Raw genomic sequence first — 13,559 nt, 5'->3', positions numbered from 1 at the left:
GCCGTCGGCTTGTTGATTCGACGACCTTCTGCTCTAGCTGTTTGTTACGTTGAGCTGTCGCGACGCTGCGATGTCGGCGATGACCGACAGCGCCAGTGACTGAGCGTCTCTTGCCCGCCCGAAAACGCCGATCGGAGCCTTGATCCGGGCGATTGACTCATCCGAATGACCCCTCTGGCGCAATCGCTCGACGCGTTTCTCATGGGTGCGGGAACTGCCGAGTGCGCCAATGTAAAAAGGCGATGCGCGCAGAGCGGCCTCAAGTAACGGGATTTCCCGATCCAGGTCATGCTGGAGAACTGCAACGGCCGTGTCGGGATCAATCAACGATGCATCGATGTTGGTTCCCGGCGAATCCTCAAGGAGAACAACGTCGTATCCTGCAGCTCTCGCGACGCTGACGGCGTTTTCCACTTCGAGCGAGCGCCCGGAAAAAACCGTCCGTACTTTTGGCCGATAGTGGGTGACGAAGACATCGCCATCCCAGCCGGTCGGCTTGCTCTGGAGGCCGGGCGAAAGTTGCTCGAGACCCGGTGCATAACAAAGAGATGCGCATTGCCGGTGATCGACCTGCATGTTGGTGGAACAGAGCGGTTCAACGTTCCTGACAAGATGAATCGCAACCGTAATGCCGCCTCCGCAGGGCAGCACGATATCGAAGAACGGCGAGCCTTCGCCCAGCATGACGAAGCGATCATGGCCGCTCTTCATGGCTTGCAAGGCTTCGGCGGCGATAGCCGCTTCCGTGCATCCGCCAGAAACATATCCGCAGTACCTGCCATCCTCCGCGACCGCCATATGCGCGCCAAGCGGCCGGGACGAGCCTCCGCGTATTTCCACCAAGGTGCACAGCGCCACCTCAAGCCCTGCCTTCATGGTCTCGATGGCAAAGTTCAGGACGTCGTAGGCCCTGTCAGTGGAAAAAGCTTGCTGAGGTGTTGCCAAGATTGAGGCATCGGCACTGCGACGCAACCAATCTGCGGGATTATCGTTATGTCTGATGCTATCGGCCGATCGTGTCATAAGTGCCTCCTGCATTGTGACATCAGAATGAGCGACAGAAGGTTAAGTTCCTCAGGAACTCTGGAGTTGTCGGGAGCTCATCAGCGCCAATCGTTGATTTCGGCATGACATCCGCCTCATATCTGATTTAAAGAAGCGAATGGCGCACCCATAAACGGAGGCGCCTCCGTTTAACTTAGTGGCTTGCAGTCGTCCGTCAAGCTATTTTTTAATGGAGCGGCCTTTCACGTGCCCAAGGAGCAGACGCCTCCGGTTGAACCGGCCCCTTTGCGTGCAGACGCCCGGCGAAATCGGGAAAAGCTGATTGAAGTCGCGGCGCTGGCATTTTCAGAGCAGGGCGCGGCGGCTTCGCTGGAAGATATTGCCAGGCGTGCAGGCGTTGGCATAGGGACGCTGTACCGGCACTTCCCGACGCGCGAACATCTGGTGGAGGGCGTCTATCGGCGCGAGCTGGAAATTCTTGCGACGGCCGCGCGCGACCTGATCCGGGAAGAAGAGCCCGCGAAAGCCGTTGAAGAATGGATGAACCGGTTTGTTAGCTACATGGCGGCAAAAAGGGGCATGGCCAACAGTCTGAAACTCCTGTTCACCTCCAACTCCGCCCTTTTTGCGGAGGGCTCGAAGCTCTTGCATACGGCGTTCGAGGAGCTACTCGACAACGCCGTCAAGGCTGACGCCGTAAAGGGAGACATCGCAGGTGCGGATGTCCTGAACGCGCTCTTCGGCATCTATTCCATACCGGAAGGGCCGGATTGGCGTGACCGCGCGCACAGGATCGTCCGGCTGGTCATGGATGGGCTGCGGCGTTAGTCAGGTATCCAGATCATATGGGAACTGTCGCCTCGTGCCTGCAATCTTGGCGGATAGACACCCTCCACGCTGTTCTGGTGCTCGTGGCCGTGACGCATTCACTCTCCGACAACGGCTCCCTCGCGCCGGGGATCGGCGCTGCCGGCCAACCCGTTTGCGGTCATCTCAATGGCATGCAAACCGGAATTCATTTCACCCGGTTTTACCTCGTAACCCAGCGCCTTGAGCGATCCCACCAGATCTTCTGCGCTGGTGCCGGCCTCGATATCGTATGTGCCAAACCGGTTGATGAGATGTGGCTGGGCGACGATCGCCTCAACGGGCATGCCCCAGTCAATGTAGGCGATCAGCGCCTGTGCCACATAGCCGATGATCTGGCTGCCGCCGGGTGAACCAATGGCGAGCAGGGGTCTACCATCCTTCATCACGATAGTCGGGGCCATCGACGAGCGCGGCCGTTTACCGGGCTCAACGCGGTTGGCGACCGGCAGGCCGCCGTCGTGAGTCTTGAACGAGAAGTCTGTCAACTCGTTATTGAGCAGGAAACCATTCGTCATCAGACGCGAGCCGAAGCCGTTTTCGATTGTCGTCGTCATAGAGACCACATTGCCGTCCTTGTCGGCAATGACAAAATGGCTCGTGGAGGGCAACTCGAGCGCCGCATCCCGGCCCCAAAGGAGCGCGTGGTCCCATTCAGGCTCGCCGGCCTTGACGGCATCCTTGGCCAACGCCTTGTCGCCATCGAGCAGCTTTGCCCTTTCGCTTAGGTAGCTCTTGTCCAGCAGGCCCTTGATCGGCAGGGGGACGAAATCGGCGTCAGCGACATAACGCTCGCGGTCGGCAAAGGCGAGGCGTTGCGCATCGCCGATAATGCGCCAGCTTTCGACATTCTTCGGCCCTAGGCTCTTCAGGTCGAAATTCTCCGACAGGCCGAGTATTTGACCGATGGCGACGGCACCCGAAGACGGCGGTCCCATCCCGCACACATCAAGAGCGCGATAATTGAAGCAGACCGGTGCGCGCTCGATCACACGATAGTTGGACAGGTCGGTCAGCGACAAGACGCCCGGATTGTCGGCGGCTTCGCGCACGGTCTTGACGATCGCCTCGGCGATTGTCCCCTTGTAAAAAGCGTCGGCGCCGCCTTTGGCAAGCACGGCAAGCGTTTCGGCATAGGCCGGGTTCTTCAACACGGCACCGGTTTGCAGGGCGGCCCCTGAGGCGTCGAAGAAATATGACCGGGCTTCTGTATATTTCTTCAGCCGGTCGCCCTCCGAAGCGATGAGGGAGGCAAGACGCGGTGATACTTTGAACCCCTCGGTCGCCAGCTTTTCGGCGGGCTTCAGAAGGCTCGCCCATTCCGCTTTTCCATACCGTTTATGGGCTTCCTCCAGAAGTCGCACCGTTCCCGGCGTGCCAACGGAACGGCCGCCAATGACTGCGTCCAGGAATTTAAGCGGCTGACCTTTATCATCCAGGAAGAGCTTAGGCGTAGCTTCCCGGGGCGCCGTCTCGCGGCCGTCCAACGTCGTCAACTTGCCGGTTTTTGCATGGTAATAAACCAGGAAGGCACCGCCGCCGAGACCGGAACTCTGCGGTTCGACAAGGCCCAGCACGGTCTGCACCGCCACCATCGCATCTATGGCGTTTCCGCCCGTTGCGATCACCTCGCGTCCCGCCTCAGCCGCGAGCGGATTGGCCGCGGCGACCATGAAGCTCTTTGACTCGACACGTCTGGCAGTTGCAGCTCCCGTCGCATTTTCGGGCGCGACAGTGTCAGAGGCCTGCTGAGCGGAGGCAATTGCGGTGGAGAGCACCAAAGCGAGGACAGTCCCACCGAGAAATCTCGTTTTCATTCGCCTTGTCCTCCAGCGCGGCGCACCGCGTTAACATGAGAAGAGCATCCAGCTGAGCCGGCAGGCCAGTGAATCCCATAATGGCCGAGGCAGGGATGGTTGCCCGAACTTTCTCTTCGCTCTCGGAAGAGCCGGCCTCTGCCCGTGACGCCATTCAGTGACGGACCGTAGCGTCGCTCTATTGCTGCACTATGATGACTGTTTCGGCCCGTGTCCATCATGCCGGAAGGTGACACATGCGTTGAGGGCGCGTCATGGAGCCTTCGCCGCCAGCATTATCGCGGTGGTGATTTGCCTGAGTGTCAGTTGTCTTGCGTGATCGGTCCGCTGCCGGACAATCTCATTCTGGTCTCGGCCCCAGGTCAATCCTCAAGAAGAATGGCGTCGCTCAGGAGCTCCCGCTTAAGCAGTGCCTCCAACCAGTCTATGAAGACCTGCAAACGATGGGAGAGGTGCTGCCTGTGTGGATAGAGCAGCGCCATGGGCAGGGATTGGGCCCTGTAATCCGGCATCACCTCGATCAGGGCGCCGTTTTGCAAGTGATCTCGGACGTCGTAGGCAGGTATCTGAATAAGACCCATTCCTGCCAGACAACATGCAATATAGGCCTCTGCACTGTTGACCGTCACGCGGGCACGCATAGACATCGAGCGAACGGTGTCGTTTTCCAGCCATTCCCAGCTTTCAATTCTCCCCGTGGAAGGAGATGCGTAGTTAATTGCCCAATGTTGCGACAGATCGTCCGGGGCGAAAGGTGTGCCATGCGCGGCAAAATAGGCTGGGCTGCCGACGTTGATGAGTGGCAGCCTGCCTATCTGTCGCGCGATCAAACCGGAGTCGGTCAATGCACCGACCCGCAAAACGCAATCCACACTCTCTTCAATGAGATTGACTGCGCGGTCGGTAACCCCCAGCTCGATATCGATCAAAGGGAATCGATGAAGGAAATCCGGCAAGGCGGGCGCGATTATCAACCGGCCGATCCGGCCCGGAACGTCGATCCTCAGCCTGCCCGATGGCCGTGAGATGGTTTGTCGGAAGATGTTCTCGGTGTCCTCGACATCCGAGACAATGCGCTGGCACCTCTCGTAAAAAGCCAACCCATCCTGCGTCGCTGAAACCTTGCGGGTGGTCTGGTGAAGCAGGCGGGCGCCGACCCGCGCCTCGAGTTCCAGAACGGCAGCCGAAACCGTAGACCGTGGCAGGCCGAGTGTGTCTGCCGCACGTGTAAAGCTTGAGCACTCCACAACGCGGGCGAACACACGAAAGAGGTCGATGCGATCCACAAGAGCCTCAGATTGTGCGGGGTTTCAAACAAGTGAAACCAGAATGGATGACTTTATCACGAAAATCCAGACGATACTCTGGCTGGCGACGGCGGGCGCAGATGCGGCTGCCCATCTGCAAAAGGAGGCCATCCATGACCGATCACAGCATCAAGGGTAAAACCGTCATCATCGCCGGGGGCGCCAAGAATTTGGGCGGGCTGATAGCGCGCGATCTCGCCTCACACGGCGCAAAAGCAATCGCGATCCATTATAACAGCGCTGCCACCAAAGGGGAGGCGGATGCAACAGTAGCCGCAGTCAAGGCGGCCGGTGCCGAGGCAGTGGCATTGCAAGCCGACCTGACAACGGCGGGCGCCGTCGAAAAGCTGTACGCCGAGGCTGTGGCTGCCATCGGCCGGCCTGACATTGCAATCAACACGGTGGGTAAGGTCCTCAAAAAGCCAATTCTGGAGATATCTGAAGCCGAATATGATGAAATGAGTGCCGTCAACGCGAAAACCGCATTCTTCTTCATCAAGGAAGCCGGCAGGCACCTTAATGACAACGGCAAGCTGGTAACGCTGGTGACCTCATTGCTCGGCGCGTTCACACCTTTCTATGCGAGCTACGCCGGCACCAAGGCGCCGGTCGAGCATTTCACCCGCGCAGCCTCGAAGGAGTTCGGTCAGCGCGGCATCTCGGTCACGGCGATCGGGCCCGGCCCGATGGACACCCCGTTTTTCTATCCCGCCGAGGGAGCGGATGCCGTCGCCTACCACAAGACCGCGGCGGCGCTCTCCGGTTTCTCCAAGACGGGACTTACCGACATCGAGGACATCGTCCCCTACATCCGTTTTATGGTCTCGGATGGTTGGTGGATGACGGGCCAAACCATTCTCGTCAACGGCGGCTATACGACCAAGTAACGACCGGGGGAACGGGCTTTAGCGCCCGTTCTCGCCTGCGAGGCATGAAAGGTTGGCATCATGCATATGATGTTGGTGATTCTGGGCGGCATTGCCCTGTTCGGTGTATTCTGCCTGTTCGGTTGGCTGTGGGGCGAGGATTCGGCAAGTGTGGCTGTCGCCGCGAAAGCTTTCATTCCCCTCTGGCTTGCGATGGCGCTGGTTAATATGTGGGTGGGCGTGACCAAAGCGGGTTACACGGTGATGCAGGAACTGCCCATCTTCGTGATTGTTGTCACAATACCGGCTGCAATAGCTGCGATCGCTGTATGGCAAATCGCAAGGGCCTGATACGTAGCGGCACGTGGCTGCCGGTTCGGCGCACGATTCCTTATCTTGCGTATGGTTGGCGCGGGCGACAACAACGCCATTCCATTCGGTCGGCGGAACCTGATCGATAGCTGCAAGCGGCATCCAGGCAGCAGTCCAAAGGTGAGGATCGGGAGAAACTGATACTGGATTGGGGCCGTTTGACCGTTGACTGCGCAACGTGCGCAGAAACCAGCGTGCACGTTCAACGGTCACCTGTGCGGGGTTCACGGTAAAATTTGCTGTCTCTCGAAAGCCGAAAGTCTTGCATATTCATCCGCCAGAAAGTCCAGAAGCGCGCGCACGGATGGCAGCAGCCCGCGCCGTGAAGGGAAGGCGGCATGGATGATGCCGCTTCGTAGCGCCTACAGGCGCGGCGCGATGATAAATCTGCCGAGAGTGCCGAAGCAAGATTCAACAGCAACTTCCAATGACTGCAAAGATAAATGATGCGATAATTCTTCTTGGGCGCCTTTCGATCAGCGCGCTCTTCCTGCAGGCCGGTGTCGGCAAGCTCTTCGAAATTTCCGGCTTTGCGGCTTCTTTTGCCGCAAAGGGCGTGGAAGAGCGCGCTCTGCCCAGCAGGGGCAATTCTTCAAGAATCTGGCGATCGTTGGGGCCCTGTTTTTGTATTTCGTGACGGGGCCCGGCAGGTATCGTTCGCGGTTCGGGGCGAAGTAGCCAATCCTAATACGGTTTGGCAGCACGCCGGTGCCGCACGGAGGTTTATTTAAAAGGCAGCGCGGTTATCGCTGACGTGATGCGTATCGTTCTTAAGCCGGGCCAAATAGCTTGCAAGCAGTTTCATCTCGTTCCTTTATGCGTGTATTCATGCAGGGCAGGGAGACGGTCCAGTGACACACCGAAAAGGACTCTGGATTGCAAGAGTCAGGCGGAGGTGATCGGGGGTGGGCCGCTCGGATTGAGATATATGGGGCTTTGATTGAGATACGATCGGCCATGATGACTTTCGGCTGATATCGACGGTCAGACACAGGAAACATGCCGCAACCGTGACAGACACTTTGCTCGCACCCGAAAGTTCTATAGGCTAACTTCTATAAATCCTCAGGTGGAGATCGTCGTCCTGGACAAGGTTAACACGCTCGCAGTTCCCGTATCCAGCCTCCTCGACACAGTGGACTGGGCATCAGGCCCACTTGGTCCGAAATCGGAATGGCCTGCCTGTCTGCATGCCGCCATCGGCATCATGCTTCCCTCACAGGCGCAGATCGTGATGTTCTGGGGACCGGAGTTTGTCGCATTCTACAACGACGCCTACGCGCCAACCATAGGCAATAAGCACCCACACGCATTCGGCAGACCCGCCCGAGAATACTGGAACGAACTCTGGGATGACCTCGAGCCGCTGCTGCAGCGCGTCCTCGCGAAGGGAGAAACGGTCGCCGCAAAAGACAGGCCATTTTATATCGAAAGACACGGTTACCCCGAAACGGTGTACTTCGACATTTCGTATTCTCCGGTCGCGGATCAGGATGGCACCGTGCGTGGTGTGTTCTGCATCGTCAACGAAACGACCGAGCGGGTGAAGGCGGATGCGGCCTTGCGAGAGAGCGAGGAGCGTCTAAGGGCCATCTTCGCGCAGTCAGCCGCTGGCATAGCCCTCGGCGATCTGACCGGAAAACTCCTCAGCGTGAACGATCATTTCTGTCGGATCGTCGGTCGGCCGAGGGACGAGCTGATCGGCAGCCGCATGCAGGAGATTACGTTTGCCGACGATCTTCCCGAAAACCAGCGCCTGTTCCAGCACATGGTTCAGACCGGTGAAAGCTTCGAGATAGAAAAGCGCTACGTCCGTGGTGACGGAAGTCTGGTGTGGGTCGCGAACTCGGTCTCCGCAATCCGCGATGACGGGGGAAACATGTCGCAAGCTGTCGCCATTTCGGTCGATATCGGCGAGAGACGACACGCTCAGGAGATCGAGAAACACCTCGCGTCGATGATCGCCTCTTCCAACGACGCGATTATGGGCATCGATCTCGATATGAAGATCACCAGCTGGAACGCAGCTGCGGAAAAGCTCTATGGTTATTCGCAGGATGAAGTCGTCGGCCGGTCGGTGCTGATGTTGGTGCCGGATGGGAGGCAGGAAGAGGAGCCGAGGATCCTCACGGAGGTCAGGGCAGGCCGTTTCGTTGAACCCTACGAGACGCAGCGTCGTCGAAAGGACGGGCGGCTTGTCGAGGTGCTTCTCAGCGTGTCGCCGATCCGCGACGCCAACGCACGTGTTATAGGCGCCTCCAAGACGGCGCACGACATCACCGCCCGCAAGGATGCAGAGCGGCTGAAATCCATTCTCGTCAATGAACTCCATCATCGCGTCAAGAACGTCCTTGCGACTGTGACGGCAATTGCGAGACAAACGCTTGGTCGCGACAAGGCAAACCACGAGGAGGTGGAAGCCTTCACCAGCAGATTGGCGTCGCTGAGCAGAGCGCAGGACCTGCTGGTGCACGCCGATTGGCAGCACGCAGATCTCAAGGCCGTCATGCAGCAGGCCTTGTCACCTTATCCCGTCGACGCCTTTCAGATTGGCGGGCCTAGCGTTCCCTTGCCCCCGAGAGCGGTCGTGTCACTTTCCCTTGCTCTCCACGAACTGGCGACCAACGCGGCAAAATACGGTGCACTGTCCGCGCCTGGCGGCCAGGTATCCATCTCGTGGCAATTCGAGCCTCTTGCAGACAACCGCCTGCGGATTGTGTGGGAGGAACGAGGGGGGCCGGAGGTTGCTCCGCCCCGGCGCAGGGGTTTCGGTTCGACCCTCATCGAGCGGCTTCTGTCCGCCGAATTGAAGGGCGAGACGAAATTCGTCTACGCGAAGAGCGGCGTGATCTGCGTCATTGAGGCGGAAATGTCGAAGAATGATGATGGCGCGGCGTAATGAGGCCGAAGAGCGCGGATTGGCTTATGCTCGGGGCCCCGCCCGAGACGGGCGGGACTCCTTTGCAGATATGAAGGGCTATCTCCTGTAGGCGAGGCCGCCCCAGATTCTTCCTTCATCCCTATGTCGACCACCGTGAACAGCGCCGATGTAAGCTGCTGCAGAGGACACGATTGCTGAAGCCGCCAATAAAAACGCGGTCAGAATGCCGGTGATTCGTGCTTTCTCCGCAATGTCAGCCGCCTGCCTCTTGGCATCCTCCAGCGCTTTCTCTGCCTGCGCCTTCATTTCGTCGACGCGCTTTTGGGCCTCATCGACTTTTTGCTGCGCTTCCGTCCGTACGGCCTGCACCCGCTCCACCGTCTGATTGACCCTGTTCTGGGCATCGGTCTGGCTGATGCCGGTACGCGTAGCAATCTGTGTCGTGAGCCAGTTTCTGTCAGCGTCGGAAATTTCGCCTGTCGACAGCAGATTTCCCAGGATGCCGCTTATTTGCCGCTGGTAGTCACCGACGGTTTGATCGGCCTGCGGCGACGCTGCCTGTCCATCCGTTCGCAACAGCGTATCAGTAAAATAATCGAGCGGATTGGCCCTGAGGCCCTGCGGAAGCATCTGCTCGATGCTGGGCGCTGCTGCCTGCCCGGCCCCTTGCGCGATACCGCCAGCGGCACTCCCGGCTCCTGAAACGATTCCCCCGGCGACCTGTCCGACGCCTTGCGCCGCTCCACCAACCGCCGTCCCGGTTGCCTCAATTGCTGTCTGGGCGGCGCTTCCAACAGCTCTTGCACCACCTGAAAGAACGCCCAGGGCCAGGAATGCCGAGACGACCGTTCCAATCCCCCAAACCACCAGCCCATTCAGGCCGTCACGAACGGTCAATTCGTTTCGGTCCGCCTGCCCTGCGGGTCTGCGCATCCGGCCGGTGATGTAACCGCCCAGCATGTAAGAGCCGACCATGGAAACGACCACGAAGAGGCCGGTTATGATCAGCCAGACTGAACTGATCTCACCGCCATTGTCCGCCGAGATTGAACTCAGTCCCAATCCGCTGGCAAACGCGGTGAGAACCGCCATTGCCCCGGAGGCAATAAACGCTCCGGCAAAAATGGCAGGCCAGTCGACATAGCTCCGATTGGCGTCAGTAACGATTGGATCAACCATTAGCGTAACCCCAACAGTGAGAGAATGAACAGGACGACCACGACCAGCCCGACTAGGTAAATGATAGAGTTCACGGTATCTCCTCCGAAAGGGGGCAGATTCTCCGCATGGCGGATGACTGCATGCTGTGGGAAATGCGAGCTTCATTGCTCGTGAACCAAACTCGTCGCGCTCAAAAAAGTTTCACCCCCGATCGCCATCGCTTGCAAATCCGGATTCAAGACCGATTCCCTGTCTGCGATGTGTCTTATCTCGCGTCGCCGGCCTCTAAAGAACCTTCGACAGTTAGACCCATTGACGGCGGCGTCTGACGAGGCGCCGTCCCGGTGCTGTGCGATAGCTGAGGCAAGTGTTCGCAAGACCCACCGGCCAAGGCTTTCCGCGACGCAAAGCAATCATTCTTGCTGGAACATCCGAGAGAGGCGCGGGTTAGATGCTGATCAAGGAGGCTTCGATGATCCAAAATACCTTTCAACAACATGGCAGTTCTGTTCCCGCGGCATCAGAGGGCAACGGACAGCCGAGCCCCGCGGGTGTCCAGCCGCAAATCTCCGACGCTCCCCTCGTTGACGCGGCGCTTGCAGAGGTAGCGGAGCGCAATGACAGCCTTGCAGCGCAATTGAGCGACGAGATAAACGCACTGCGCGCCGAGATCGACAGTTTGAAAGTCCGTGCTGGCGAAACCGCTTCACGGGCTTTGGTGTCTGTAAATGCGGTTGCCCGGATCAATCGCCGCGCCGCACGTAGCGCTATCGGTAGAAGTCCTTGGGCTTCACTTTGCCTGGCCGCGGGTGTGGGTTACGTGTTGGGCTGCAGCACGTTGCGAAAAGACGGATGGCGGTGGCGGTAAAATTGAGAACGACCGCAGCAGCGCGGCGTTTCGCTTCAGATCCGGCGGATCACCCTTGCCAGTCCTGGATTTTGCGCCATGCTGGACATGGAATTGCGTCGTTCTTTTCCGGCGGCAGCATGACAATACCACGGCTGCAGACGGCCCAGCGGGGCATCAACCCCACCGGGCGGTGCCGACAGCAATGACCGGACCGGTTGCCTGACCGGTCGGTGAACCACCGAATGGTTCGACACTGATCGCGAAAGTCGTACCTTCCTTTATATTGCCACGCATGTCGGCGGGAATGACGAGGTCGCCATTCGTGCCGGGCTGGAAAACGCCGAGCGAGCGTGTCTTGCCGCCGTCCATGACGAGCCACAGTTCCAGTGACTTTTCGTCCGTCTTTCCGGTCGCCACGGGAACGATACGCATTCGGCCCGATTCCGCGTCGTAGGACGCGAGGAGATTGACCTGGCTGTCGGTTGTCGCAAGCTCGGCCACAAGCGGGCTTGTGCCGTCCCGTTGTTCCGGGAACGCGGCATAAACGACGGCAGCCACGGCGGTTGCGCTGGTGGCCACAGATATCCAGCGCCAGAAAGATGCGGAGTTCCACAAGGTGCCATTCGTGTTGACCGCTCTGCTGCCGAACAGACGCTCTTGAATACGGGCAAGAATAGCGGCGCTGGGCGTCTCTTCCTGGTAATCGGCGTTAAAGTCTGAAAACTCGGTCTCCCAGCGCTGCACCAGTTGCGCGAAGACCCTGTCCTCCTGGATACGCTGTTCCACTTCGCGGCGCTTTTCAAGCGGCAGGACACCAAGCACATATTCGCCTGCGAGTATTTCATCGCGCGAGTGCATTCCGCCGCTGTGGTCGCCCGTCGTCATCGCTGCATGCACTCTCTGAGTTTGATAAGACTGCGCCGCAGCCAGGTTCTAACCGTATTCAGTGGCACCCGTAATTCGTCGGCGAGTTCGAGATAGCTCAGACCCTCGACATAGGCCCGGCGTATTGCCTGTGCGTGCACAGTCTCAAGTTCGCGCATGCAGTCGTCGATCCTGCGGCCTTCATCCGCCAGAACAACATGCTGTTCAGGATCGCGAACGCTTTCGTCGACGAGGTCATATACCTCGTCAATGTCATCGCCAGCAGGTCTGCGGGCGCGAATCGTGTCTATGGCGTGGTTGCGCGCGATGGTGGCGAGCCATGTCGCCGGTTTGCCGGCACTGGCGGCAAATGTGCGGGCGCGCTGCCACACCTTGATATAAATTTCCTGCAGCGCCTCCTCGGCGTCCGTTCTGTCCCGCAGGATTTTCAGGCAGATCGCAAAAAGCTTCGGGCTTGTTGCCTGGTAAAGCGAGACGAATGCTGAACGATCACCCATGCCGACGCGGTGGATAAGGCTTGCGATCTCTGTGCCCTGCATTCGAACCTTCCTTGCTATTCTTCCTTTATAGGATCGTCTTTCGAAGGAAGACAAGAGATGCTTGGGAAGTTCGTTCCGGACACGCCCTGTGATCATCGGGCGCAGGCTGGAGGAGGCGACGGTCATCATGGCCAGCCTGCCGAGTTTTCCAACGGGCCAATGATGCGTACCGTGACAAGAAAGCCGATGACGGCCGCTGCCGCGGAGACGAAGGTGCCCCACAGAAGATCGGCAACGGTCAGGGTCGTCGACCAGCTTTTCAGCGTCGCCTGATTGGTCAGATCATATGTGGCATAAGCCATGAAGCCCACGGCAGCGCCGTAAAGCAGCGCCGTGCTCCATTGTCCCGAAATAAGTGCCGGACGCACGGCGAGAAAAGTAAGGCCGGCGGCGTAGATGAGATAAAAGATGATCGCCGGAGCGAGACGGAAATTTTCCGCCAGAAGATCGCCGATGGCCGGTCGATAAAGTCGTGACGCCATGGTGCTCAACCAGATGAAATCGATCACCAGAAAGGCAACCAGGGTGAAGAAATAGGCGGCAAGATACGTCTTCATCGATTTTTTCCTTTGCCATTGATCAGGCGACTTTTTGGTCTGGTTGACGAGAGAGGGAGGATCTGGGACGTGGCTAGTCGATCCTGGTCCAGCTTATGCCCTTGCACAGCAGACCGGCGATGATGCAGCCTTTCGTAGTCATGTTGTTGCCTGCCACCGTCACCGTTATCTTGTAGGATTTATCCCGCTGCGGGTCGAAGGCCGTGCCGGTGTAATTGCCCGTCTCGCCCGGCCTTATGTCCATGATCAGGCGGTCGCCGGTCTTTTCTTTCTGGGTGCCGGGTTTGATCCATGTGTTTGTCGCACATATTTTCTCGCCGCAGGGAGCGATCAGCACTTTCGCCTTGCCGTCGCCCCGCGCCCAGTTGCCGTTGATATCGGCCGCGGTCGCACTGGTCCCTGCCAGCAACGGAGACAGGGCGGATGCAATTGCCAATCCAAGGATCTTCATC

13 protein-coding genes are annotated in these 13,559 nt (G+C 58.7%); 5 read left to right on the top strand and 8 right to left on the bottom strand.

Annotated features, from left to right (window positions below; all coding sequences use genetic code 11):
- Window positions 1-33 precede the first annotated feature (33 nt).
- Window positions 34-1,023 (bottom strand): XdhC family protein, encoded by a 990-nt coding sequence (locus tag BTN45_RS18625; RefSeq protein WP_022563125.1) that lies wholly within the window; start codon window positions 1,021-1,023, stop codon window positions 34-36.
- A gap of 228 nt (window positions 1,024-1,251) precedes the next feature.
- On the opposite strand from BTN45_RS18625, the gene BTN45_RS18620 reads away from it, so the two are divergent.
- A complete protein-coding gene (locus tag BTN45_RS18620) occupies window positions 1,252-1,833 on the top strand; it encodes a TetR/AcrR family transcriptional regulator (RefSeq protein WP_022563124.1) in 582 nt (193 codons plus the stop codon).
- A 98-nt stretch (window positions 1,834-1,931) separates the two neighbouring features.
- On the opposite strand, the gene ggt is transcribed toward BTN45_RS18620, so the two are convergent.
- Window positions 1,932-3,689 (bottom strand): gamma-glutamyltransferase, encoded by a 1,758-nt coding sequence (gene ggt, locus BTN45_RS18615; RefSeq protein ID WP_207590470.1) that lies wholly within the window; start codon window positions 3,687-3,689, stop codon window positions 1,932-1,934.
- 362 nt (window positions 3,690-4,051) lie between these two features.
- On the bottom strand, window positions 4,052-4,975 hold the full coding sequence (locus BTN45_RS18610; RefSeq protein ID WP_207590469.1) for a LysR family transcriptional regulator: 924 nt from the start codon (window positions 4,973-4,975) through the stop codon (window positions 4,052-4,054).
- A gap of 134 nt (window positions 4,976-5,109) precedes the next feature.
- Here BTN45_RS18610 and BTN45_RS18605 point away from each other — a divergent pair, with 134 nt between their 5' ends.
- The 3 genes from BTN45_RS18605 to BTN45_RS18590 all read left to right on the top strand — a co-directional run bounded on the left by BTN45_RS18605 (window position 5,110) and on the right by BTN45_RS18590 (window position 9,133).
- On the top strand, window positions 5,110-5,883 hold the full coding sequence (locus tag BTN45_RS18605) for an SDR family oxidoreductase (protein ID WP_035208649.1): 774 nt from the start codon (window positions 5,110-5,112) through the stop codon (window positions 5,881-5,883).
- 60 nt (window positions 5,884-5,943) lie between these two features.
- The gene (locus BTN45_RS18600; RefSeq protein ID WP_137069582.1) at window positions 5,944-6,213 is read left to right on the top strand and encodes a hypothetical protein; all 270 of its coding nucleotides are present in this window, start codon (window positions 5,944-5,946) and stop codon (window positions 6,211-6,213) included.
- Between the two features lie 1,090 nt (window positions 6,214-7,303).
- On the top strand, window positions 7,304-9,133 hold the full coding sequence (locus tag BTN45_RS18590; RefSeq protein ID WP_207590468.1) for a PAS domain S-box protein: 1,830 nt from the start codon (window positions 7,304-7,306) through the stop codon (window positions 9,131-9,133).
- Between the two features lie 78 nt (window positions 9,134-9,211).
- Here the strand turns inward: BTN45_RS18590 and BTN45_RS18585 are convergent, their stop codons facing one another.
- Window positions 9,212-10,294: a hypothetical protein gene (locus tag BTN45_RS18585; RefSeq protein WP_112765444.1), complete on the bottom strand. Its 1,083-nt coding sequence runs from the start codon at window positions 10,292-10,294 to the stop codon at window positions 9,212-9,214.
- A 433-nt stretch (window positions 10,295-10,727) separates the two neighbouring features.
- Between BTN45_RS18585 and BTN45_RS18580 the strand changes: the two genes are divergently transcribed.
- Window positions 10,728-11,144, top strand: a complete 417-nt coding sequence (locus BTN45_RS18580) for a hypothetical protein (RefSeq protein ID WP_077985823.1) — start codon at window positions 10,728-10,730, stop codon at window positions 11,142-11,144.
- A gap of 156 nt (window positions 11,145-11,300) precedes the next feature.
- Here BTN45_RS18580 and BTN45_RS18575 read toward each other — a convergent pair whose 3' ends face one another.
- The 4 genes from BTN45_RS18575 to BTN45_RS18560 all read right to left on the bottom strand — a co-directional run bounded on the left by BTN45_RS18575 (window position 11,301) and on the right by BTN45_RS18560 (window position 13,558).
- Window positions 11,301-12,011 (bottom strand): anti-sigma factor, encoded by a 711-nt coding sequence (locus BTN45_RS18575; protein WP_004445932.1) that lies wholly within the window; start codon window positions 12,009-12,011, stop codon window positions 11,301-11,303.
- Complete coding sequence (locus tag BTN45_RS18570; RefSeq protein ID WP_077985927.1) at window positions 12,008-12,550, bottom strand: sigma-70 family RNA polymerase sigma factor; 543 nt, start codon at window positions 12,548-12,550, stop codon at window positions 12,008-12,010. Before BTN45_RS18570 ends, BTN45_RS18575 begins: the two co-directional genes overlap by 4 nt.
- Window positions 12,551-12,675: 125 nt before the next feature.
- Window positions 12,676-13,107 (bottom strand): DUF2177 family protein, encoded by a 432-nt coding sequence (locus BTN45_RS18565; RefSeq protein WP_004445929.1) that lies wholly within the window; start codon window positions 13,105-13,107, stop codon window positions 12,676-12,678.
- 73 nt (window positions 13,108-13,180) lie between these two features.
- Entirely contained in the window at window positions 13,181-13,558 is a 378-nt protein-coding gene (locus BTN45_RS18560) for a DUF2147 domain-containing protein (protein ID WP_004445928.1), read from the bottom strand.
- Window position 13,559 lies beyond the last annotated feature (1 nt).

The organism is Rhizobium sp. ZX09 (assembly GCF_017357485.1).
Taxonomy (GTDB): Bacteria; Pseudomonadota; Alphaproteobacteria; order Rhizobiales; family Rhizobiaceae; genus Agrobacterium; species Agrobacterium pusense.
The sequence above is the reverse complement of the archived record's forward strand: the minus strand, read 5'-3'. Positions and strand labels throughout refer to the sequence as shown.

Excerpts from the sequence above, each read along its gene's own strand:
- BTN45_RS18625 (WP_022563125.1), bottom strand. The coding sequence starts at position 1,023 with ATGACACGATCGGCCGATAGCATCAGACATAACGATAATCCCGCAGAT.
- ggt (WP_207590470.1), bottom strand. The coding sequence starts at position 3,689 with ATGAAAACGAGATTTCTCGGTGGGACTGTCCTCGCTTTGGTGCTCTCC.
- BTN45_RS18605 (WP_035208649.1), top strand. The coding sequence starts at position 5,110 with ATGACCGATCACAGCATCAAGGGTAAAACCGTCATCATCGCCGGGGGC.
- BTN45_RS18600 (WP_137069582.1), top strand. The coding sequence starts at position 5,944 with ATGCATATGATGTTGGTGATTCTGGGCGGCATTGCCCTGTTCGGTGTA.
- BTN45_RS18585 (WP_112765444.1), bottom strand. The coding sequence starts at position 10,294 with ATGGTTGATCCAATCGTTACTGACGCCAATCGGAGCTATGTCGACTGG.
- BTN45_RS18580 (WP_077985823.1), top strand. The coding sequence starts at position 10,728 with ATGCTGATCAAGGAGGCTTCGATGATCCAAAATACCTTTCAACAACAT.
- BTN45_RS18575 (WP_004445932.1), bottom strand. The coding sequence starts at position 12,011 with ATGACGACGGGCGACCACAGCGGCGGAATGCACTCGCGCGATGAAATA.
- BTN45_RS18570 (WP_077985927.1), bottom strand. The coding sequence starts at position 12,550 with ATGCAGGGCACAGAGATCGCAAGCCTTATCCACCGCGTCGGCATGGGT.
- BTN45_RS18565 (WP_004445929.1), bottom strand. The coding sequence starts at position 13,107 with ATGAAGACGTATCTTGCCGCCTATTTCTTCACCCTGGTTGCCTTTCTG.
- BTN45_RS18560 (WP_004445928.1), bottom strand. The coding sequence starts at position 13,558 with ATGAAGATCCTTGGATTGGCAATTGCATCCGCCCTGTCTCCGTTGCTG.